Genomic DNA, 19524 nt, shown 5'->3' with positions numbered 1-19524 from the left:
TGTGACGCCGCCCTGGATACCCTCGCGCTCATGCATCCACGCCTCGCCGCAGATCTCGCCCGGCTTCCGGATCTCCTGCGGACGGTCGGCCTGAGCGCGAACGACATCCTCGGTCGCCTGGACGAGCAGCCGGTCGTTCCGCCCTTGCGCCTGCCCGACCCGGTGCCGCTCCCCGAGGAGGGGGCCGGGCTGGCGGCGGCGCTCACGGAGTTCACCCGCGAGTGGGCTCCGCTGCTGTCCGCCAGCGCCGGGCCCCGCTACCTCGGCTTCGTCACGGGCGGCGCCACGCCGGCCGCGCTGGCGGGCGACTGGCTGACCGCGGCCGCCGACCAGAACCCCACGTCGGCGCTCGACGGCGCGGGCCCGGAGCTCGAACGCCGGACGGTCGGCTGGCTGCGCGAGCTGTTCGGTCTCGGCGCCGCGCACCAGGGGGCGTTCGTCAGCGGTGCGACCATGTCCAACACGGTGGGCCTGGCGGTCGCCCGCGAATGGCTCGGCGAGCGCATGGGCGTCACCGTGGCGGAGGAGGGCACGGCGGCACTGGGACGGGTGCGCGTCCTGTCCGGAAGTCCGCATTCGAGCATCGGGAAGGGCCTGTCCATCCTCGGTCTCGGCCGTGCCTCGCTGGTTCAGGTGCCGGTTCTGCACGGCCGGGAGGCCGTCGACCCCGAGGCGCTGGAGCGGGCGTTGGCCCAGGCCGGCGGCCCGGCGATCGTGGTCGCCAACGCCGGCACGGTCAACACCGTCGACTTCGACGACCTCCGCGCCATCGCCGCGCTGCGGGAACGCCACGAGTTCTGGCTCCACGTCGACGCCGCCTTCGGCGCCTTCGCGGCGCTGTCGCCGGACCACGCGGACCTGGTCGCCGGACTCGACGCCGCCGACTCCATCTGCGTCGACCTGCACAAATGGCTGAACGTCCCCTACGACAGCGCCGTGCAGTTCACCCGCCACCGGCGCCTCCAGACCCGGGTGTTCCAGAACGCCGCCGCCTACCTCGGTCCGCTCGGCGAGACGCCCGACCCCGTCCACCTCACCCCGGAGAACTCCCGCCGCCTGCGCGCCCTCGCCGCCTGGTTCACGCTGCGGGCCTACGGGCGGGACGGGCACCGCGAGATCGTCCAGCGGAACATCGCCTGCGCCCGCGCCCTCGGGCGGGCCGTCGAGACGATCCCCGGCCTGCGCCTGCTCGCACCGGTCCGCCTGAACGTCGTGTGCTTCACGCTGGCCGGGGACCCCACCGCCGAGCGGCTCGCCGACCTCGCCGCCGACCTGAAGGACGAGGCGTTCCTCACCCCGACCACCTATGCCGGGGTGCCCGCGCTCCGCGCCGCCTTCAGCAACTGGCGCACCACCGAGGCCGACGTCCACCGCCTCACCGAGGCCCTGAGGAACACGCCCCCAGGGGCGGCCCGGAGCTCTGTCAGGCGGTCTTGAGGGTGCCGCCGTCGATGACGTGGTCGGCGCCGTGGATGTTGGCGGCACGGTCGGACAGCAGGAAGGCGACCAGGTCCGCCACCTCCTCGGGTTCGGTGATGCGCCCGGAGGCGATGCCGGCCTGTCCGGGCAGGCCCGCGAGCAGGTCGTCGTGGCCGATCCCGAACGCGGCCGCCACCTTGCCGCCGAAACCGTCCGGGTCGGTCCACAGCGGGCTGGCGACGACGCCGGGGGAGACGGTGTTCACGCGGACGCCGCGCGGCGCCAGTTCCTCGCTGAGCCGCTTTCCGAACAGGGCCAGCGCCGCCTTCGCCTCCGCGTAGCCGACCGGCGAGCCGGTGGGCGTCCGGGCGTTGATCGAGGAGATGTTCACGATCGCGCCCTTGCGCTCCAGGATGCTCGGCAGCGCCGCCTTGGTGGTCCACACCGCGCTGAACAGGTTGAGATCGAACATCCTCTGCCACTGCTCGTCGCCGACGTCGAGGAACCCGCCGACGGTCAGCCCGTCCGGGTCGCCCGCGCCGACGTTGTTGACGAGGAAGTCGATCCCGCCGACCGCGGCGAGCGCCTCGTCGACGACCGCCGTCGCCCCGTCGCGGGTGCTCAGGTCGACGGGCACGGCCGCGGCGGCGACCTTCTCCAGGTCGGGGGTGACGGTGCGGGCGGCGCCCACCACCCGGACGCCCTCCGCGGCCAGGGCCTGTGCGATCGCGAGGCCGATGCCGCGACTCGCGCCGGTGACCAGAGCGGTCCTTCCGCTGATGCCGAGATCCATGATCTTCCTTTCTGAACCAGTGAATTCTTGAACTAGAGGTCAAAAATGAGAGCGTAAAAAGGGCGTAAGTCCGAAGTGTCGCGCCTCAGAGGCCGGCCAGGGCGGTGTCGATGATCCGGTACAGCTCCGGTCGGCCGAACGTCTTGGCCATGACCCGCAGCCCGGCGAGGGTGGTCTGGAAGAGCAGCGCCTGCGCCTTGGCGTCGACGCCCCGGTCGACGTCGCCGTCCCGCTGCCCTTGCTCGATGCGGGCGGCGAACAGCCCGATCATGCGCTCCTCCATCCGGTGCACCGCGCGGGTGGCCTCCTCGTCGCGCCCGCCGAGCTCGCCGACCGTGTTCTGGGCCAGGCAGCCGCGGCGCACCGGCCCGTCCAGGTCCATGTCCACGAGCATCGCGAAGTACGCGCGGAAGCGCTCCCTGGTGGTGCCCGGCCGCCAGAGGAACTCCTCGGTCAGCTCCACGCCGCTCCGGCTGTAGAGGTCCAACGCCTTGGCGAACAGCTCGCGCTTGGAGCCGAAGGAGTGGTACAGGCTGCCCTTGGCCACTCCGGTCGCCTCGGCCAGGTCGGCGGGGGACGTGTCGGCGTAGCCCTTGGTCCAGAACGTCTCCATCGCCCGCGCGACGACCACGTCCGGTTCGAAGCCCTTCGGTCTCCCCATGCCGCGACCGTAGCGAGTATTTGACCTAGAGGTCAAATACTCGTGCGGCGCGAGCCGGGCGCCACTCAGGCCCGCCGCTTGCCGCGGCCGCTCAGACGAAGGCGGAGCGGTGGTCGCGGACGAACTGTTCGAAGGTCGTCGGCTCGCGGCCGGTGAGGTCGCGGACCGTCGTGGTGACGGTCTCCGCGCCGCCGTCCCGGTACGCGCGGCTCACCTCGATCAGGGCGTCGGCGTGGAACGCGGGCAGGCCGCGTTCCAGCATGGCGGCTCGGGCGTCGGCGTCCGAGAGCCCGACGAAGCGGACCGGCGTGTCCAGGACCTGGGAGAGCACCCCGGCGGCGTCGTCGTAGGTCAGCGCCTCGGGGCCCGTGATGGCGTGGACGCGGCCGTCATGACCGTCGGTGGTGAGCACGTGGGCGGCGACCCGGGCGATGTCGCGGACGTCGACGAAGCTGATGGGGGCGTCGGCGCGGGGCTGGGCGAACCGGCCGGCCGACCTGATCGACGCGGCGAACTGGCGGGAGAAGTTCTGCATGTAGAAGTTCGGCCGCAGGAACGTCCACCGCAGGCCGGACTCCTGGAGCGCCGCCTCCGCGGGCCGGTGGAGGCGGGCGATGGGCGTCAGCTCCTCGTCGGCCCGCCAGACCGACAACTTGACGACCCGGGAAACGCCCGCCGCGGTCGCCGCCTCGACGAGGTTGAGCTCCTGGCGGGTCTGGTCGGGCCCCATCGCGCCGACCAGGAACACCGCGTCGGCGTCGCGCAGCGCCGGCGGAAGCGTCGCGGGCCGGCCGAGGTCGATCCGGACGGCGTCCAGGCCGGCGGCGGCCGCCTGGTCGACGTCGCGCTGCGCGTGGTACGCGGCGCGGACCGGCTGCCCGGCGGTGTGCAGTATCTCGAGGAGCGCCGAACCCACGGCCCCGCCCGCTCCCGTCACCAAGATCATGCCGCGCATGCTATCCGCCGTGCCGGCGGGGAAGATCTCTATCTTTGGGCGGAGTGTCCGAGGGGTCCCCTAGCGTTGGGGCATGGAAGATCACCCCTCGGAGGGGCCGGAGGACGTGGACACGGGGTACCAGCGGCCGCCGGCGGAGGTGCGGTTCGCCGGCGAGCTGGAGAGGCTCCGCGAGAGCGACACCGGGCCGAGGCCGCCCGGCTGGGCGCTCGGCCTGACGGCCGCGCGGCGGTTCATCGTCGGGGACGAGGCGCTCGGCGTCCGCCGCAAGTTCGTCGGCGACACCGCCCTCATCGACCGGGCCCTGGTCACCCTCGCCACCAGCCGGGGGCTGATGCTCGTCGGCGAGCCCGGGACGGCGAAGTCGCTGCTGTCGGAGCTGATCGCGGCGGCGGTCAGCGGCACCTCCACGCTGACCATCCAGGGCGGCGCGGCCACCACCGAGGACCAGATCAAGTACTCGTGGAACTACGCGCTGCTGGTCTCGGAGGGGCCCTCCACGCGCTCCCTCGTCCCGGCGCCGCTGCTCACCGGGATGGCCGAGGGCAAGGTCGTCCGGTTCGAGGAGATCACCCGCTGCCCGCTGGAGGTGCAGGACTCGCTGCTGTCGCCGCTGTCCGACCGCGTCCTGGCGATCCCGGAGCTGTCCCGCGCGGCCTCCGGCGGGAGCGGGGCGCCCTCGTCCCACGGGGGGCAGAGCGCGGACGCGATGGTGTTCGCCCGCGACGGCTTCAACATCATCGCGACCGCCAACACCCGCGACCGCGGCGTCAACGAGATGAGCGCCGCGCTCAAGCGGCGGTTCAACTTCGAGACCGTGTTCCCGATCGCCGACTTCGCGACCGAGCTGGACCTGGTCGAGCAGGAGGCGGGGCGGCTGCTGGAGCACAGCGGGGTGGAGGTCGCGCCGCGCCGGGACGTCCTCGAAGTGCTCGTCACCGTGTTCCGGGAACTGCGCGACGCCACCACCGAGGAGGGCCGGTCGATGGACCGGCTGTCGGCGGTGATGAGCACCGCCGAGGCGGTCTCGGTCGCCCACCAGGTCGGGGTGCGCGGCTGGTTCCTGCGCGGCGAGGAGGGCGGGGCCGCCGACATCGTCGAGTGCCTCGCCGGCACCGCCGCCAAGGACAACCCCGAGGACCTGGCCCGGCTGCGCCGCTACCTGGAGCAGCAGGCTCCCCGCCGCGACGGGGAGCAGTGGAAGGCGCTGCACGCCGCCCGGCACCTGCTGCCCGGCTGATGGCCGCCACGTTCGTCGGCGTCCGGCACCACAGCCCCGCCTGCGCCCGCCTCGTCCGGGAGACGATCCGGCGGCTGCGGCCCGCGTACGTGCTGGTGGAGGGGCCCGCCGACTTCGGCGACCGGATCGGCGAGCTGCTCCTCGGCCACGAGCCGCCCGTCGCGGTCTTCAGCTACTACCGCGACGACGAGCGCGTGCACGCGTCCTGGTCGCCGTTCTGCGCCTACTCCCCGGAGTGGGTCGCGCTGAACGAGGGCCGGGCCGCCGGTGCGGAGCTGCGGTTCATCGACCTGCCCGCCTGGCACCCGGCGTTCGCCGGGCGGAGCAACCGCTACGCCGACGCCGAGCGCCGCTACGCCGAGGTGACCGGGCGGCTGTGCCGGGAGTTCGCCGTCGACAACACCGACATCCTCTGGGACCACCTGTTCGAGATCGACGCGGAGAACACGGCGGAGCGGCTCGACGCCTACTTCGGGCTCGTGCGGGGCGAGGCGGAGGCCGGGGAGGACGACGCCGCCCGCGAGTCCTACATGGCGGAGTGGGTGCGGGCCGCCGAGGCCGACGCCGGAGACCGCCCCGTCGTCGTGGTGACCGGCGGATTCCACAAGCCGGCCCTCGAAGCGCTCGCCGCGTCCGGCGGCACGGCGTGGCCTCACGTGCCCGAGCCGCCCGGCGACTCCACCGGCGGCAGCTTCCTCGTCCCGTACTCGTTCCGGCGCCTCGACGCGTTCACCGGCTACCAGTCGGGCATGCCGTCGCCCGAGTACTACCAGCGGCTCTGGGAGGACGGCCCCGACGCGGCGGCCGGGGCGCTGGTGGAGACGGTCGTGGCCCGGCTGCGCGGGCGGGGGCAGGTCGTGTCGACCTCCGACCTGATCGCCGCGCGGACCCTCACCGCCGGCCTCACCCGCCTGCGCGGCCACCCCGCGCCGGCCCGCACCGACCTGCTCGACGGCCTGGTGTCCGCGCTGGTCAACGACGACCTCGACCAGCGGCTCCCGTGGACCTCCCGCGGCGCGCTCGCGCCGGGGGCGCACCCGGCCGTCGCCGAGATGGTGGACGCGCTGAGCGGCGACCGGACCGGGCGCCTGCACGCCGACACGCCCGCCCCGCCGCTCGTGGGGAACGCGACGGCCGAGCTGGCGCGCCTCGGGCTCGACCGCGGCGGCCCGGTCGTGCTGAAGCTGACGACCCCGCGCGGGCTGGAGCGGAGCCGGGCGCTGCACCGCCTGCGCGTCCTGCGGATCCCCTTCGCCGAGCGCGAGTCCGGCCCCGCCACGGGCGCCGACCCGGAGCTGGAGGAGCGCTGGACCCTGGACGCCGCCGACCGCGACGGGCGCCGCCACGCCGCGCTCATCGAGGCGGGCGCCTACGGGCCCACGCTGGCCGACGCCGCGGCGGCCGCCCTGGACGAGCGGATGGACGCCGCGGGCGCCGACATGGAGGGCCTCGCCGCCGTGCTGTTCGACGCGGCGCTGTGCGGCTGCGCCGACCAGTCCGGCCGGATCGCCGAGTCGATCTCCGCCGGGATCGCGGGCGCCTCCGACATCGCCGCGCTCGGGGCCGCGCTCGAATCCGTCCTCGGGCTGTGGCGGCACGACCGCGTCCTCGGCACGGCCGGCAGCCCGCTGTTCGGCACGGTCGTCGAGGAGTGCGCCGACCGGATCCTGTGGCTGGCCGAGGGCGTGCGCGGCGGTCCCGCGCCCGCCGACCTGCGCCGGCTGCGCGCCCTCGCCGCCGTCCGCGACGCGCTCCTGCACGCCTCCGGCACGCTGCGCCTCGACCGGGCCGCGGCGCTCGGCGTCGCCCGCCGCGTCGCCGCCGGATCCGGCGCCCCGCCCGACCTGCGCGGCGCCGCCTTCGGGCTCGCCCGCGTCCTCGGCGACGCCTCCGACCCGGCCCGGGCGATGCGCGGAGCGGCGGTCCCGGCGACGTTCGGCGACTGGCTCGCCGGGCTGTTCGCGCTGGCCAGGCAGGAGGTGCTCGACCCGGGCGCCGCCCTTCTCGGCGTCCTGGACGAGCTGGTCGGCGGGCTGAGCGAGGAGGACTTCCTCATCGCGCTGCCCGCGCTGCGGCAGGCGTTCGAGTTCTTCCCGCCCCGCGAGCGCGCCGCCATCGCCCAGGGGCTGCTGGACCGGCGCGACCTTCGCGGCTCCGCCCGCGCGCTGCTGCGCGCGCCGGAAGCGCCGCTGCTCACCGCCGAGGCCCTCGCGCTGGACGCCCGCGTGGACAAGGCCCTCGCGGCGGCGGGCCTCGCGGCGGACGCGGGAAGCCGGCCTTCGACCGAGAGCGGGGAGGGGACATCGTGATCCCGCCTGACCTGGAACGCTGGCGGCTCGTCCTCGGCGCGCCCGCCGAGCCGTGCACGGGCGCGCTGGAGGGCGGGGCCGCCGAACGGGCCGCGGCGCTCGGCTGGCTGTACGGGCGCGACCCCGAGCTCGCCAGGCGCGGCGTGCGGCGCGGCTCCGGCGGGGACGGCGACGCCGCGGCCGGCCGGTCCGACGACCGCACCGGCGGGACCGGGCCGTCCCAGCTCACCACCGTCGACTGGCTCGACGCCGTGCACCGGCTGTTCCCCAAGGAGACGATCGAGCGGCTCGAACGCGACGCCGTCGAGCGGTACGAGATCCACGAGATCGTCACCGACCCGGCCGTCCTGGAGCGCATCGAGCCGGACGAGGCGCTGCTGCGCGCCGTCCTGCGGACCAAGCACCTGATGAACCCCGAGGTCCTCGCGCTGGCCCGCCGGATCGTGGAGGCCGTCGTCCGGCAGCTGATGGAGCGGCTGGCCACCGAGGTCCGGCAGGCGTTCCACGGCACCCGTTCGCGGCGGCCCAGCCGCGTGAAGAACTCCCGCAACTTCGACTTCCACGGCACCGTCCGCGCCAACCTCGCCCACTACCGCCCGGACGAGCGCCGCCTCTACATCGAGAACCCGAGGTTCGTGTCCCGGACCAGGCGGCACGTCGAGCAGTGGCAGATGATCCTGCTCGTCGACCAGTCGGGGTCCATGGTCGGGTCCGTGGTGCACGCCGCCGTCACCGCCGCGTGCCTGTGGGGGCTGCCCGGCCTCAAGACGCACCTCGTCGCGTTCGACACCTCCGTCGTCGACCTCAGCTCCGACGTGACGGACCCGGCCGAGCTGCTGATGAAGGTGCAGCTGGGCGGCGGGACCGACATCGGCCGGGCCGTGGCCTACGGGGCCGGCCTGGTGGAGAACCCCCGCCGCGCGATCGTCGCGGTCATCACCGACTTCTACGAGGGCGGGAGCGAGCACCGGCTCGTCGAGGAGGTGCGGCGGCTCGTCCAGCAGGGCACGCACGTGCTCGGGCTGGCGGCGCTCGACGAGGCGGCCAACCCCTCCTACGACCGGAGGACGGCGCAGCGCCTCGCCGACGAGGGCGCCCACGTCGGCGCGATGACGCCGGGGCAGCTCGCCGAGTTCGTCGCGGAACGGATCGGCCGGTGACCCGCGCCGACCTGCTCGCGCTGACCCCGGACGCGCTCGCCGCCCTCGCCAACCGCGGCCTGGTCAAGCGCGCCGCCAAGGATCTGGACGCCGGCGCCGGCCCCGAGATCACCGTCTCCCCGGACGGCGGGGTCGACGGCGCCTTCCCCGACGGCACCACGGCGTCCCTGCCCGCCGGGGCGGGGCTGGAGGCCGCGCGGTGCTCGTGCGCGGCGACCGGCACGTGCCGCCACCGGATCTGCCTCGTCCTGGCCTACCAGCGGACCGCCGCCGCACCGGAGGCGCCCGAGGCTCAGGAGCCGGGGCCCGGCTGGTCGCCGGGGGCCTTCGACGACGACGCGCTCGCCCGCGTCCTCGGGCGGCGCGCCCTCACCGCCGCGCGCCGCGCCCTCCGCACCGGGTACTCGGCGAAGATCTGCCGCCCCACCGCGCGGGAGCCGGTGGCGCAGGTGGAGCTGCAGACCTGCACGGTCCGGTTCCTGGTGCCGGGGGAGCTCGGCTACGTCCACACCGACGCGGTGGCGGCGGTGCGCGGCGAGGTCACGGTGCTGGCCGTCTGGGCGTTCCGCGCCGCCGACGAGCGCGGCCTGGAGGGCGAGGAGATCCGGCTGGAGGTCGGCGGCTCGGCCGGGGCCGGCGGCGACGGCCTCGACGCCGCGCTCGACCTCGCCGACCAGGTCCTGCTGGAGGGCGCGGCGCACACCGGGCCCGTCCTCGCGACCGCGCTGGAACGCACCGCCGCCGACCTGGCGGCGTCCGGCCAGCACTGGCCCGCCGCCGCGCTCGGCGACCTGGCCGGGCAGCTCGCCGCCCACCACGACCGCCGCGCCGACCACGACCCGGCGCGCGTCGCGGAGCTCCTCGCCGAGGTCCACGCCCGGCACCGCGCCGCGCACGGCGGCGCCGCCCGCTCCCAGGTGCTCGGCACGCAGGAGGCGGCGGACACGCCGCTGCGCCGCGTCCGCCTCGCCGCCCTCGGCTGCCGCGTCGGCGGCACGTCCGCGGCCCGCACCGCCGACGTCTACCTCGCGCACACCGCCACCGGCGTCGTCCTGGTGCTGAAGCGGCGCTGGGACGTCCCGGACGGCGACCGGCTCACCGGCGCCGACCTGGCCGGGCGCCGCGTCCTCGGGGCGCCGCTGCGGTCCCTCGCCGCCGCGAACGTCGTGTCCGAGAGCGCCTCGCGCAGCGCGGGACGGGTCGTCCGGGTCACCTCCGGGCGGATCGCGAAGACGACGGTCACCCCGCTCGGCGACGCCTGGGAGGGCCTGCCCGCCGGGCTGCTGGTGCGCGACCTGGCCGCCGAGGAGCGGGCCCTGGACGCGCTCCCGCCCCGGCTCGTGCGGCCCCGCGTGGAGGCGGAGCTCGTCCGCGTCGTCGAGATCGCCGAGGTCCGCCACATCGGCTACCGCCCCGGGGCGCAGCGGCTGGAGGCCGTGGTCGCCGACGCGGCGGGCGTCCCGGCCGTCGTCTCCGCCGACTACAGCCCCCACCGGCCCGCCGCCCTGGACGCCCTGGCCGACGCGCTCGCGACCGAGCCCCGGTTCGTGTCGGGCGCCGTCCGCAGGGACCGCGGGGGCCTCGTCATCGACCCGTTGGCCGTGCTGACCGCCGGCGGTCCCGTCGTCCCCGACCTGGCTCCCGGCGAAGGCACCGCCGCCCTCGGGTCCCCGCCCCAGGCCGTGCCGGACCCGCTCGGCGACGCCCTGGAGGAGGCGCTCGCCGCCTGCGCTCAGGCGGCCCACCGCGGCCTCCTGCGCCTGCCGTCCGGCGTGCGGGAACGCCTCGTCCGCGCGGGCGCGGCGCTGGATCGCGTCGGCCTGCGCACCTGCGCCGGGACGCTCGGCGCCCTCACCGCGGCGCTCGCGGCCGACGACCCGGAGGGCATGACCCGCGCCTGGGCCACCGCCCACATCCGCCTGGTCACCGCGGCCGAGCTGCGCTGACGCGCCGCTACGCGCGGCAGGTGAGCGGGCGGCCCCCGTTGAGGGCGACCATGTCGCCGAGGGCGGCGACCAGGTCGATCGGCGCCCCGGGCGGCTGCCCGTCCAGTTCGGCGTAGGCGCGGTGCAGGTTGCCCACGAGGCGCTCGGGGTCGGTCAGCTCCGCGTACGGGCCGAGGTCGGTCTCGCGGGCGGCCTCCAGCGGCGCCAGCCCGGCCTGCCGGGCCTCGGCGGCGGTCGCCTGGACGAACCGCGCGTAGCCGAGCACCCGGTCGATGAGCTCGGGACCGGCGACGGGCCCGTGCCCGGGGACGATCGTCTCCGCGCCCAGCGGCGCGACGACCTCCTCCAGGACCTCGACCGCGCCCGCGACCGAGCCCTGCATCAGGAACGGGGTGCCGCCGTTGAACAGCAGGTCGCCGCAGAACAGCACCCGCCGCTCGGGGATCCAGACGATGGAGTCGTTGGTGGTGTGCGCGGGCGTCCCGACGTGCCGGACCTCGCAGCGCAGGTCGTCCACCCACAGGGTCAGGCCGTCGGTGTAGGTGAGGAACGGCGGCTCGATCTCGACGGCGCCCCAGTCGACCTTCGTCCAGAACGGCTCGTCGAACGGCAGGCCCCAGCTGAGCGCGCCCTCCCGCGTGCCCTCGTGGCCGACGACGGTCGCCCCGGAGAACAGGTAGTTGCCGAAGGTGTGGTCGCCGTGGTGGTGGGTGTTGACCAGCGTCCGGACGGGACGGTCCGTGACCGACCGGATCGACTCCAGGTAGGCGCGGGTGCGGCGCTCGGTCGAGCAGGAGTCGACGCTCGTCACCCCCCGCGCGCCCGCGAGGAAGCCGGCGTTGTTGATCCACCAGGTGCCGTCCGGCTGGAGGTAGGCGAAGATCCCGTCGGAGACCTCCTGCAGCCGCGGGCTCCCCGGTCCCTCGCGGTCGGGTGCGTCGCTCATGGGGAAGTGTAACCGGCGCCGGGCGCGGCCGCCGGTCGCGGCGGGACGCGGTCAGTACTCCGCCAGGGTCGTCAGCAGGTGCGGGCGCGGTGAGGACTCGCGGGCCGACGGCTCCCGCGACCCGGCGGACCGCAGCACCTCCCCGGCGCCGAGCACGGCCGCGTCGCCGGTGTCGTCCCCGACCCGCGCGCCGAGCCCCGTCCGGTCCCGGATCAGCCTCTCCAGGCCGGGCAGCCGGGCGCTGCCGCCGGTGAGCGTGATGCCGACGCCGAGCAGGTCGCCGGAGATCTCGGGCGAGCAGCCGGCGAGCCCGGCGCCGATCGCGTCCACGATCCGCGCCACCGGGCCGGTGATCGCGCGGGCGACGTCCGCGGTGGTGAGGACGACGCCGCGCGGCATGCCCGTCGCGATGTCGCGCCCGTGCACGACGGTCTGCCGCACCGGGCGGCGGCCGAGCGGCGGCACCGCGCCGACCTCCAGCTTGGCCGCCTCCGCCGCCGCCTGCGACAGCGCGATGCCGTGCTCCTGGCGGACGAGCGCGGCGATGGCGCGGTCCAGCGTCGACCCGCCGATGTGCGCGGTGTGCGAGGTGACCAGGCCGCCGAAAGCGATGACGCCCACGTCGGTGACCTCCGCGCCGATGTCGGCGATCACCGTGATGTCGGGCCGCCCGCAGGAGGTCATGCCCATGCCGATGGCGGCGGCGATGGGCGTCGGCACGAGCGTGAGCCGGCGCGCGCCCGCCTGGTAGGCGGAGAACTGCAGCGCCCGGTAGTGGACGGAGGTCAGCCCGCTCGGGACCGTGACGACCAGGCGCGGTCGCGCGGTGTAGTGCCGCCGGTGGTGGCGGCGCACCAGGTGCCGCATGAGGTACTCGGCCTCGTCGGTCTCGGTCGGCGCGCCTTCGCGGATGGGCCGTACGAGCGTGACGTCGGGGTTGCGCCCGGCCATCTCCCGTGCCGGGACGCCGAGGGCGAGGATGCGCCCGGTATCGCGGGAGCGTGCGAGCAGCGACGGTTCGCGGCAGACGACGCCGCGGCCCTTCACATGCATCCGCACGGTCGCGCTGCCCAGGTCGATAGCGGTGTCCCGGCCCGCGAAATCCCACATCGCGTCCCTCCCAATCGCCCTGTTCGCCGCAAGAGTCCAGATGATTCGATTCCCGTGCGGCCTGCGGCGATGCCCACGCCCGGGTAAGCGAATCGCAACGACCTGGTGATCTGGGATCCGACATGTCCGGAACGCGATGCGCGGTGCGGCGCCCGCCCGGGACGCAATCCCGGGCGGGCGCCAAAAGATCATGTAGGGACGGTGCCGGGGCGCGCGCCCCGCGCCCCCCACCCGCGCCGGGCCCGGACGGCGCCCGCCGCCCGGCACGCCCCGTACAGCAGGAACGAGATCGTGGTGACGTACGGGCTGATCGGAATGCTGGACCCGATCGACAGCAGGATGCCGCCCAGCACCGACACCGTCGCCAGCGCCGCGCTCAGCAGCGGCGCCAGCACCGGCGACGCGGTGACCCGCACCGCCGCCGCGGCCGGAGTGCAGAGCAGCGCGAGCACCAGCAGCGCGCCCACGACCTGCACGGACACGGCCACCGCGAGGCCGAGCACCAGCAGGAAGGCCGGCGACAGCGCCCGCACCGGCACGCCCCGCGCCGCCGCCATGTCCGGGTCCAGGCTCGCGAAGGCCAGCGGGCGCCACATGACCGCGAGGCACGCCAGCACCACCGCCGACGTCGCGAGCAGCCACGACAGCCGCGGCGTGTCGATCGCGACGATCTGCCCGGTGAGAAGCCCGAACTTGTTGGCCGACCGGCCCTGGTAGAGCGACAGGAACAGCACGCCGAGCCCCAGCCCGAACGGCATCAGCACGCCGATGGCCGAGCCGCGGTCGCGCGCCTTCGCGCCGAGCACCCCGATCAGGCCGGCGGCCACCAGGGCCCCCGCGATCGAACCGCCCGCCACGCTCGCCCCGGCCAGCAGGGCGGCGGCCGCGCCGGCGAACGACAGCTCGCTGATGCCGTGCACGGCGAACGCCAGGTCGCGCATCACGACGAACGTCCCGGCGAGCCCGCCGACCAGTCCGAGCACGGCCCCCGCGACGAGCGAGTTGCGCACGAGCCCGAGCAGCGCCCCGTAGTCCCGGAAGTTGAAGATCTCGTGCCAGGCCTCTTGCCAGCTCATGCCGTCTCCTGGCGGGAACTTCGGGCTTCGCGGGCGGCGCCCAGGTCGAGGTACCGGTCGGCGAAGGGGAGGATCGGGTCGATCTCGTGCGTGACGAACACGACGGCGGTGCCGTGGTCGCGGCGGAGCCGGTCCACGAGTCCGGCGACGACGCGCTGGTGCTCGGCGTCCAGCGAGGCCAGCGGCTCGTCGCACAGCAGGACGCGCGGACCGGTGACCAGGGCCTGCGCGATGCGCACGCGCTGCAGCTCCCCGCCCGACAGGAGTTCGACCGGGACGTCGGCGAACGCGGCGGCGCCCACGTCGGCGAGGACGGCCTCGACCCGGCGGCGCGCGTCCCGGCGCGGTCGCCAGGGCCCCCAGCGGTGGCCGTCGACGCCGAGCCGCACGAGGTCGCGGGCGCGCAGCGGAGTGTGCGGCGGGACGGCCCGGTGCTGCGGGACGTAGCCGACGGCGTCGCTGCCCCGCCGGGGGCGGCGCCCGTCCACCACGACCGTTCCGGACGACAGCCGCTGGAGTCCGAGCAGCACCCTGAGCAGGCTGGTCTTCCCCGACCCGTTGGAGCCGACGACGGCGAGGAACTCGCCGGGCCGCACGTCGAGGTCCAGCCCGCGCCACAGGGTCCGCTCGCCGTAGGCCAGGGTCGCGCCGCGCAGGGCGATCACGAGAGCGCCTTCGCGAGCGCGGCGATGGTGCCGTCCATCCAGGCGACGTAGTCCCGGCCGGCCGGCAGGGTCTCGGTGACCGGCACCACCGGCACGCCCGCCTCGCGGGCCGCCTCGCGCACCTTGGCGGTCTCCGGGCCGCTCGTCTGCACGTTCACGACGAGCGCCCGCACCTTCCGGCCGGTGAGCAGCGCCAGCGTGTCGCGCAGCGCCCGCGGCGGGACGTCGTCCCCCTCCTCGACCGCCTCGGCGAACTCCTCCGGCGTCCGGTCGACCAGCCCGGCCGCGTCCAGCAGGTGGCCCGGGACGGGCTCGGTGACCGCCACGCCGTCGCCGGAATGCGCGGCCCTGACCGCCGCCGCCTTCCCCTCCAGCGTCTTCAGCCTCGCCTTGAAGGCGGCGGCGTTCGCCGCGAACGTCCGCGCGTCCTCGGGGTCGGCCTCGGCGAGCGCGGCGGAGATCCGGTCGGCCAGCAGCGCGACGGAGGGAAGGTCGTACCAGACGTGCTCGTTCAGCTCCTCGCCGGCCGGAGCGGTCTTCCCGGAGATCTGGACGGCGTTGAGCACCCGGGCCTTGGAACCCGACCCCTTCAGCAGCGTCTCCATGAAGTCGTCGTAGCCGCCGCCGTTCTCGATGACCACACCGGCCCTGGACAGCGCGAGCCTGGTGCGCGTCCCCGCCTCGAAGGAGTGCGGGTCCTGCGCGGGGTCGCTGATGAACGAGGTCACCTTCACCCGGTCCCCGCCGATCTGGCGGGCGATGTCCCCGTACACGTTGGTCGAGGCCACGACCGAGACCGCCTCCGCGGCCCCGGCGCCGGAGGACGACCCGCAGGCGGCGGCCCCGAGCGACGCGAGGGTGAGGGCGGCGCCGGCCCCGAGGACGCGGGCGCGCTGAGCAGACATCATGGAAGCTCCTGAAAATGAAAACGATTTTCAGTGGCAACTTAACATGACTCGCCCCTTTGGTCCCGTTTCCTTGCCGCCTCGGCAACGTCCCCGCACGCAGAAGGCCGCCGTCCCGGTTCCGGGACGGCGGCCTTCGAGGCGGTCGTTCTAGCGCTTGCGCAGTACCCCGCCGTACTCGTAGATGCCGCGGTCCAGCTTGGAGGCGCCCTCGTACCGCTCCAGCTCGGGCGGCACGGGGGCGAGCGGCGGCTGCACGTCCAGCGGGCGCCAGTCGACCAGGTTGCACAGGCCCGGCTCGACGGGGTCGAAGTCCGACAGCAGCGCGTCGATCTCGGCGGGCGTCCGCGTCTGCCACGGGATGCCCGCCCCGGTGACCTGCGCGGTCATCTCGGCGCTGCGCACCGGGTCGTCGCAGGCGACCTGGGAGAAGGTCAGGTGGCTGCCCGGCGCGGCCCGGTCCATGATCGTGTGCAGCACGCGGCGGGGGTCGTCGGCGTCGGGCAGGTGGTGGCCGACCGACAGGAACAGGGTCGCGACCGGCTCGTCGAAGTCGATCAGCCGCTTGACCTCGGGGTCCTCCAGGATGGTGTCCTGGTCGCGCATGTCGCCCTGGATGACCGTGGTCGAGGAGTCGCCGGCCAGCAGCGCCCTGCCGTGGGCGAGGACGATCGGGTCGATGTCCACGTAGACGACGCGCGCGTCCGGCGCGAAGTCGCGGGCGACCTGGTGCACGTTCGCGTCGGTCGGCAGGCCGCAGCCCATGTCGATGAACTGGCGGATCCCCGCCTCGGCGGCCAGGTACCGGACGGCGCGGTACAGGAACAGGCGGTTCTGCCGGGTGATGTCGAGCCCGGCGGGGTGGTGCTCCAGCTGCGCCCGGATGAACTGCCGGTCGACCTCGTAGTTGTCCTTGCCGCCGAGAAGCCAGCCGTAGGCGCGGGCGGACGTCGGGACGTCGTGGGGGATGTCCGCCAGGGACGGCCTGTCTTGATCGTTCACAGGGGGAACGCTACCCCGCCGCGGCCCGGGGCGGGGGTTCTCCGCGTTCCGGACCGCGGCCGCGGGTCACCAGGCGAACGCCTCCGGCACGGGGCCCGGGCCGGGGAAGATCTCGTCCAGGGCGGACAGGAACTCCTCCGGAAGCTCCAGCGCGGCGGCGCGGACGGCGGAGTCGAGCTGCTCGCGGACGCGCGGGCCGACGATCGGGCCCGTCACGCCCGGGCGGGTGAGGAGCCAGGCGAGGCCGACGTCGCCCGGCTCCAGACCGTGCTCGCCGCACAGGTCCTCGTAGGCTAGTCCCCTCCGGGTCAAGTGCGACGCGCCCCCCGGCGCCGCGCGCCGCGCGGGCGGCGCCGGGGCGGGCGGAAAGGGGCTAGGGAGTGGCGTACTCCGCCCACGGCTCGGTGCCGGGGCCGTTCCAGAACGATCTCGGATGCGCCACGGCTCTCGGCCGGGGCTCAGGCTTTGACTCGTTCGACGGTCTGTCGCTTCGCGGAGCCTGTGCCGCGGAATCGTCCGGCCTCGTGGAGTGGCCGCCGGGTGGCGCGGCCTTTTCCGCCGGGATGTGTCCGGGGGCGGTGATTGGGGGATTGTCGGATTTCTTGTTATTTGTATGGTGTGATGGCGGAATCTGGGGGGTCCGCTCGCTATCAGGGGGCTGGTCGGCGCGCTTCTCGGCGCTCATCCGGTCGATCTTCTCGACGAGCTCCCGCACGGACGGCGACCACTCCCGGTAGGCGGGCGCGCCGGGCCGTACCGCGCCCGCGAACTGTCGCTTGCGCGCCGCGCCGAACCTGTCGATGCGGACCCTGGCCCCCGAATTGGGCGCGTGCAGGAAACGGCCGTGCCCCACGTACATGCCGACGTGGCTGCGGCCGTGGAAGAAGATGAGGTCACCGGGCTTGAGGCTCCCGATCCCCACCTTCCGGTCCACCCTGCGGTACTGGGCGTAGGTGACACGGGGGATCTTGACGCCCGCCCGCCGCCACGCGGCCATCATCAGCCCGGAGCAGTCGTAGCCGCCCGCGCCCGTCCCGCCCCACTGGTAGGGCTTGCCGATCTGTTTGCGGGCGAACCGCAGCGCCTTCTTGGCGCGCTTGCGCTGGAGGGTCTCCCGCGTCCGGTACCTGTCGTACGCCTGGACCTTCTCCAGGGTGGCCGCGTCGAGGTGCAGGCTTCTCAGCACCGTCGGGTTGAGCGCGGCGAAGGCCGTGGAACCCAGCGGGACCGTCAGCGCGAGCCCGGTCACCGTGGCCGTGACGGCCGTGCGGAGCATGCCCCGTTTTCGGCCGGCCGCCCGGCCGCGGCCGGGATGGCCCGCGATCGCTGCGCTTGCGCTTCCGGGCTCCTGCGAGTGGCGTGGGGTGGACATTCCTCTGGTCTCCGTTTCCGTTCGGGTATCGGCAGGTGATCATCATCCCGCCGAGGGATCGGGTACCCGTTGATCGGCACGGAATTGTCGAGGACGGCCGATTTTACTTGATCATGGCGCGGAATTGGAGGCGGCCTTCAGTGTCTTTTGTCAGGCGGTCAGATGCGCCAGCGATTTCAGCGGAACGGGGAGCCAGGCCGGTCTGTTCTGCGCCTCGTAACGCACCTCGTAGACGGCCTTCTCGAATTCGAACGCGCGGATGAGGACCGAATGCGCGGCCGGATCCGGTCCGCCGGCCCCCGCGTAGCCGCGGCAGAACGCGGCGCGGTTGCGCGCCGCCCAGGCGTGCGCCCGGGTCTCCAGCCGCGGCCCCGACTCGCTCGGCACCGTGCCCGCCTTGGTGATGAGGAACCGCGCCGCGTACTCGAACGAGCGGAGCATCCCGGCGACGTCGCGCAGCGGGTGCGCGAGGGCCCGGCGCTCGCTCTGCGTCCGCGCCGGCTCGCCCTCGAAGTCCAGCACCGTCCACCCGGACTCGGTGCGCAGGACCTGGCCGAGGTGGTAGTCGCCGTGCACGCGCTGGACGGGCAGCGGCTCGGCCCGCGCGGCCAGGTCAAGGAACGCCTCGGTGAGCGCCTTGGCGTGCGGCGCGAGCGCGGGTACCGCGCGGCAGGTGCCGGTCAGCTCGGCGTTCATCCGCGCGGCCGTCGCGCGGACCTCCCCGGCCGGGACGACCGTGACGCCGAACGCGTCGGCGAGCGCCCGGTGCACCTCGGCGGTGGCCGCGCCGAGCCGTTCGGCCTCGGCGGCGAAGTCGCCGCCGGCGGCGCTCGCGTCGAGCTCCGCCCACTCGTCGCCGCCGGGCGGCGGCGTGTGCGCGAACCAGTCCCGGACGCTGGCGATCGCGAGGCTCCACCCGTCCACGCCGGTGTGCAGGTAGTCCGACAGGAGGGCGAGCGTCACCGGCTCCGCGCCCTCGCCCGCCCGCGCCCCGTGCCCCGGTTCCAGCTCGATCCAGCCGAGGACGGCCGGGACGTGCGCGCAGCCGCGGCGGCTCAGCGCGAGGTTGACCTCCAGGTCGAGGTTGACGCCGGGGGACAGGCGGCGGAACAGCTTGCAGATGTACTCGTCGCCGAACAGTAACGAGGTGTTGCTCTGCTCGGCGGTCATCGGCAGGCTCGCCAGGTCCGTCCGGATGCGGGCGCCGCCCGCGTGGTGGAACCGCAGCGGGCCCGCGGACGCCCCGCTCGCCATGGCCTCCAGCAGCACCCGGGTCAGGTCCGGGTCGTGCGCGGCGTCGTACAGCCGGGCCTTCGCGGACCGGTCGCCGCAGGGCCCGCCGATCTCGACGTGCCGGAGCCGGTCGGGAAGGTCGCGGCGGGCGCCGAGGAGGAGCTGGTAGTGGTCGGTGGTGTCGTCCCGGCGGACGTGGAGGACGAGGTGGTGCAGGGAGGGGTCGCCGGATCGAAGTTCGGTGGCGGTGCCGATGGCGAGGTCGTGGATGGGGCCGTCCTTGCCGCCGAACCACCGCTGCCGCGGCAGCCACTCGGCGAGGTCCCGGACGAGGTCCCGCTCTGGAGGAAGCACGGTCAGACGGTCCTTCCCGCGCGGGTGCCCGGCCCCGCGTCCGCGCCCGCCACGGGATCGCCGTCCTCAGGAGGGACCAGCTGGAACCAGTAGAAGCCGTGCCCGGGCAGGGTGAGCAGGTACGGGAGTTCGCCGATGGCGGGGAACTGGACGCCGCCCATGCACTCGACGGGCGCGTAGCCCTCGAAGCGCCGCAGGTCCAGCTCGACCGGCTGGGGGAACCGGGACAGGTTGCTGACGCACAGGACGGTGTCCATCTCGCCCCAGGGGCTCTCGTCCTCGGTGATCTCGCGGGTGAAGGCCAGGACGGAGGGGTTGGAGGCGGACAGTTCGACGTAGGAGCCGACGCCGAAGACGGGGTGGCGCTGGCGGATCTCG

At 74.8% G+C, this 19524-nt stretch carries 18 protein-coding genes; 5 read left to right on the top strand and 13 right to left on the bottom strand.

The window, feature by feature from the left end; translation table 11 throughout:
* Positions 1 to 30 precede the first annotated feature (30 nt).
* Entirely contained in the window at positions 31 to 1437 is a 1407-nt protein-coding gene (locus AB0C87_RS41175) for a pyridoxal-dependent decarboxylase (RefSeq protein WP_360581974.1), read from the top strand.
* On the opposite strand, the gene AB0C87_RS41170 is transcribed toward AB0C87_RS41175, so the two are convergent.
* From AB0C87_RS41170 to AB0C87_RS41160, 3 genes are all read right to left on the bottom strand, one after another.
* Positions 1424 to 2212: an SDR family oxidoreductase gene (locus tag AB0C87_RS41170; RefSeq protein ID WP_360581972.1), complete on the bottom strand. Its 789-nt coding sequence runs from the start codon at positions 2210 to 2212 to the stop codon at positions 1424 to 1426. The two genes, AB0C87_RS41175 and AB0C87_RS41170, sit on opposite strands and share 14 nt — an antisense overlap.
* Before the next feature lie 85 nt (positions 2213 to 2297).
* The gene (locus AB0C87_RS41165; protein ID WP_345182511.1) at positions 2298 to 2873 is read right to left on the bottom strand and encodes a TetR/AcrR family transcriptional regulator; all 576 of its coding nucleotides are present in this window, start codon (positions 2871 to 2873) and stop codon (positions 2298 to 2300) included.
* 91 nt (positions 2874 to 2964) lie between these two features.
* Positions 2965 to 3819, bottom strand: coding sequence for an SDR family oxidoreductase (locus AB0C87_RS41160; RefSeq protein WP_360581970.1), 855 nt, complete (start codon positions 3817 to 3819; stop codon positions 2965 to 2967).
* An 82-nt stretch (positions 3820 to 3901) separates the two neighbouring features.
* On the opposite strand from AB0C87_RS41160, the gene AB0C87_RS41155 reads away from it, so the two are divergent.
* The 4 genes from AB0C87_RS41155 to AB0C87_RS41140 are packed head-to-tail and all read left to right on the top strand — an operon-like array spanning position 3902 to position 10483.
* On the top strand, positions 3902 to 5068 hold the full coding sequence (locus AB0C87_RS41155) for an AAA family ATPase (RefSeq protein WP_353835611.1): 1167 nt from the start codon (positions 3902 to 3904) through the stop codon (positions 5066 to 5068).
* Complete coding sequence (locus AB0C87_RS41150; RefSeq protein ID WP_360581967.1) at positions 5068 to 7377, top strand: DUF5682 family protein; 2310 nt, start codon at positions 5068 to 5070, stop codon at positions 7375 to 7377. Before AB0C87_RS41155 ends, AB0C87_RS41150 begins: the two co-directional genes overlap by 1 nt.
* Positions 7374 to 8537: a VWA domain-containing protein gene (locus tag AB0C87_RS41145; protein ID WP_360581965.1), complete on the top strand. Its 1164-nt coding sequence runs from the start codon at positions 7374 to 7376 to the stop codon at positions 8535 to 8537. Before AB0C87_RS41150 ends, AB0C87_RS41145 begins: the two co-directional genes overlap by 4 nt.
* Positions 8534 to 10483, top strand: coding sequence for a hypothetical protein (locus AB0C87_RS41140; RefSeq protein ID WP_360581963.1), 1950 nt, complete (start codon positions 8534 to 8536; stop codon positions 10481 to 10483). The genes AB0C87_RS41145 and AB0C87_RS41140 overlap by 4 nt, the downstream gene beginning before the upstream one ends.
* A 7-nt stretch (positions 10484 to 10490) precedes the next feature.
* On the opposite strand, the gene AB0C87_RS41135 is transcribed toward AB0C87_RS41140, so the two are convergent.
* The 10 genes from AB0C87_RS41135 to AB0C87_RS41090 form a co-directional block, all read right to left on the bottom strand.
* Entirely contained in the window at positions 10491 to 11429 is a 939-nt protein-coding gene (locus AB0C87_RS41135) for an MBL fold metallo-hydrolase (protein ID WP_360581961.1), read from the bottom strand.
* A 51-nt stretch (positions 11430 to 11480) separates the two neighbouring features.
* The gene (locus tag AB0C87_RS41130) at positions 11481 to 12539 is read right to left on the bottom strand and encodes a rod shape-determining protein (protein ID WP_345182525.1); all 1059 of its coding nucleotides are present in this window, start codon (positions 12537 to 12539) and stop codon (positions 11481 to 11483) included.
* Between the two features lie 188 nt (positions 12540 to 12727).
* Positions 12728 to 13615 (bottom strand): metal ABC transporter permease, encoded by an 888-nt coding sequence (locus AB0C87_RS41125; protein WP_360581959.1) that lies wholly within the window; start codon positions 13613 to 13615, stop codon positions 12728 to 12730.
* Positions 13612 to 14280: an ATP-binding cassette domain-containing protein gene (locus AB0C87_RS41120; protein WP_360581957.1), complete on the bottom strand. Its 669-nt coding sequence runs from the start codon at positions 14278 to 14280 to the stop codon at positions 13612 to 13614. The genes AB0C87_RS41125 and AB0C87_RS41120 overlap by 4 nt, the downstream gene beginning before the upstream one ends.
* Entirely contained in the window at positions 14277 to 15188 is a 912-nt protein-coding gene (locus tag AB0C87_RS41115) for a zinc ABC transporter substrate-binding protein (protein ID WP_345182532.1), read from the bottom strand. Before AB0C87_RS41115 ends, AB0C87_RS41120 begins: the two co-directional genes overlap by 4 nt.
* A 147-nt stretch (positions 15189 to 15335) precedes the next feature.
* Positions 15336 to 16187 carry an SAM-dependent methyltransferase gene (locus AB0C87_RS41110; RefSeq protein ID WP_360581955.1) on the bottom strand — a complete coding sequence of 284 codons (852 nt, stop codon included), beginning with the start codon at positions 16185 to 16187 and terminating at the stop codon, positions 15336 to 15338.
* Between the two features lie 66 nt (positions 16188 to 16253).
* Positions 16254 to 16499 carry an aldo/keto reductase gene (locus AB0C87_RS41105; RefSeq protein WP_360581953.1) on the bottom strand — a complete coding sequence of 82 codons (246 nt, stop codon included), beginning with the start codon at positions 16497 to 16499 and terminating at the stop codon, positions 16254 to 16256.
* A 61-nt stretch (positions 16500 to 16560) separates the two neighbouring features.
* Complete coding sequence (locus AB0C87_RS41100; protein ID WP_360581951.1) at positions 16561 to 17463, bottom strand: C40 family peptidase; 903 nt, start codon at positions 17461 to 17463, stop codon at positions 16561 to 16563.
* A 246-nt stretch (positions 17464 to 17709) separates the two neighbouring features.
* A complete protein-coding gene (locus tag AB0C87_RS41095) occupies positions 17710 to 19146 on the bottom strand; it encodes a phosphotransferase (protein ID WP_345182541.1) in 1437 nt (478 codons plus the stop codon).
* A 2-nt stretch (positions 19147 to 19148) separates the two neighbouring features.
* A partial coding sequence (locus AB0C87_RS41090; RefSeq protein WP_353835594.1) for an alpha-glucosidase C-terminal domain-containing protein occupies positions 19149 to 19524 on the bottom strand: 376 nt, incomplete at its 5' end.

Source organism: Actinomadura sp. NPDC048021 (assembly GCF_040653135.1).
In the GTDB taxonomy this organism is placed as follows: domain Bacteria; phylum Actinomycetota; class Actinomycetes; order Streptosporangiales; family Streptosporangiaceae; genus Spirillospora; species Spirillospora verrucosospora.
The sequence above is the reverse complement of the archived record's forward strand: the minus strand, read 5'-3'. Positions and strand labels throughout refer to the sequence as shown.

Excerpts from the sequence above, each read along its gene's own strand:
- AB0C87_RS41175 (WP_360581974.1), top strand. The coding sequence starts at position 31 with ATGCATCCACGCCTCGCCGCAGATCTCGCCCGGCTTCCGGATCTCCTG.
- AB0C87_RS41170 (WP_360581972.1), bottom strand. The coding sequence starts at position 2,212 with ATGGATCTCGGCATCAGCGGAAGGACCGCTCTGGTCACCGGCGCGAGT.
- AB0C87_RS41165 (WP_345182511.1), bottom strand. The coding sequence starts at position 2,873 with ATGGGGAGACCGAAGGGCTTCGAACCGGACGTGGTCGTCGCGCGGGCG.
- AB0C87_RS41160 (WP_360581970.1), bottom strand. The coding sequence starts at position 3,819 with ATGATCTTGGTGACGGGAGCGGGCGGGGCCGTGGGTTCGGCGCTCCTC.
- AB0C87_RS41155 (WP_353835611.1), top strand. The coding sequence starts at position 3,902 with ATGGAAGATCACCCCTCGGAGGGGCCGGAGGACGTGGACACGGGGTAC.
- AB0C87_RS41150 (WP_360581967.1), top strand. The coding sequence starts at position 5,068 with ATGGCCGCCACGTTCGTCGGCGTCCGGCACCACAGCCCCGCCTGCGCC.
- AB0C87_RS41135 (WP_360581961.1), bottom strand. The coding sequence starts at position 11,429 with ATGAGCGACGCACCCGACCGCGAGGGACCGGGGAGCCCGCGGCTGCAG.
- AB0C87_RS41130 (WP_345182525.1), bottom strand. The coding sequence starts at position 12,539 with ATGTGGGATTTCGCGGGCCGGGACACCGCTATCGACCTGGGCAGCGCG.
- AB0C87_RS41125 (WP_360581959.1), bottom strand. The coding sequence starts at position 13,615 with ATGAGCTGGCAAGAGGCCTGGCACGAGATCTTCAACTTCCGGGACTAC.
- AB0C87_RS41115 (WP_345182532.1), bottom strand. The coding sequence starts at position 15,188 with ATGATGTCTGCTCAGCGCGCCCGCGTCCTCGGGGCCGGCGCCGCCCTC.
- AB0C87_RS41100 (WP_360581951.1), bottom strand. The coding sequence starts at position 17,463 with ATGCTCCGCACGGCCGTCACGGCCACGGTGACCGGGCTCGCGCTGACG.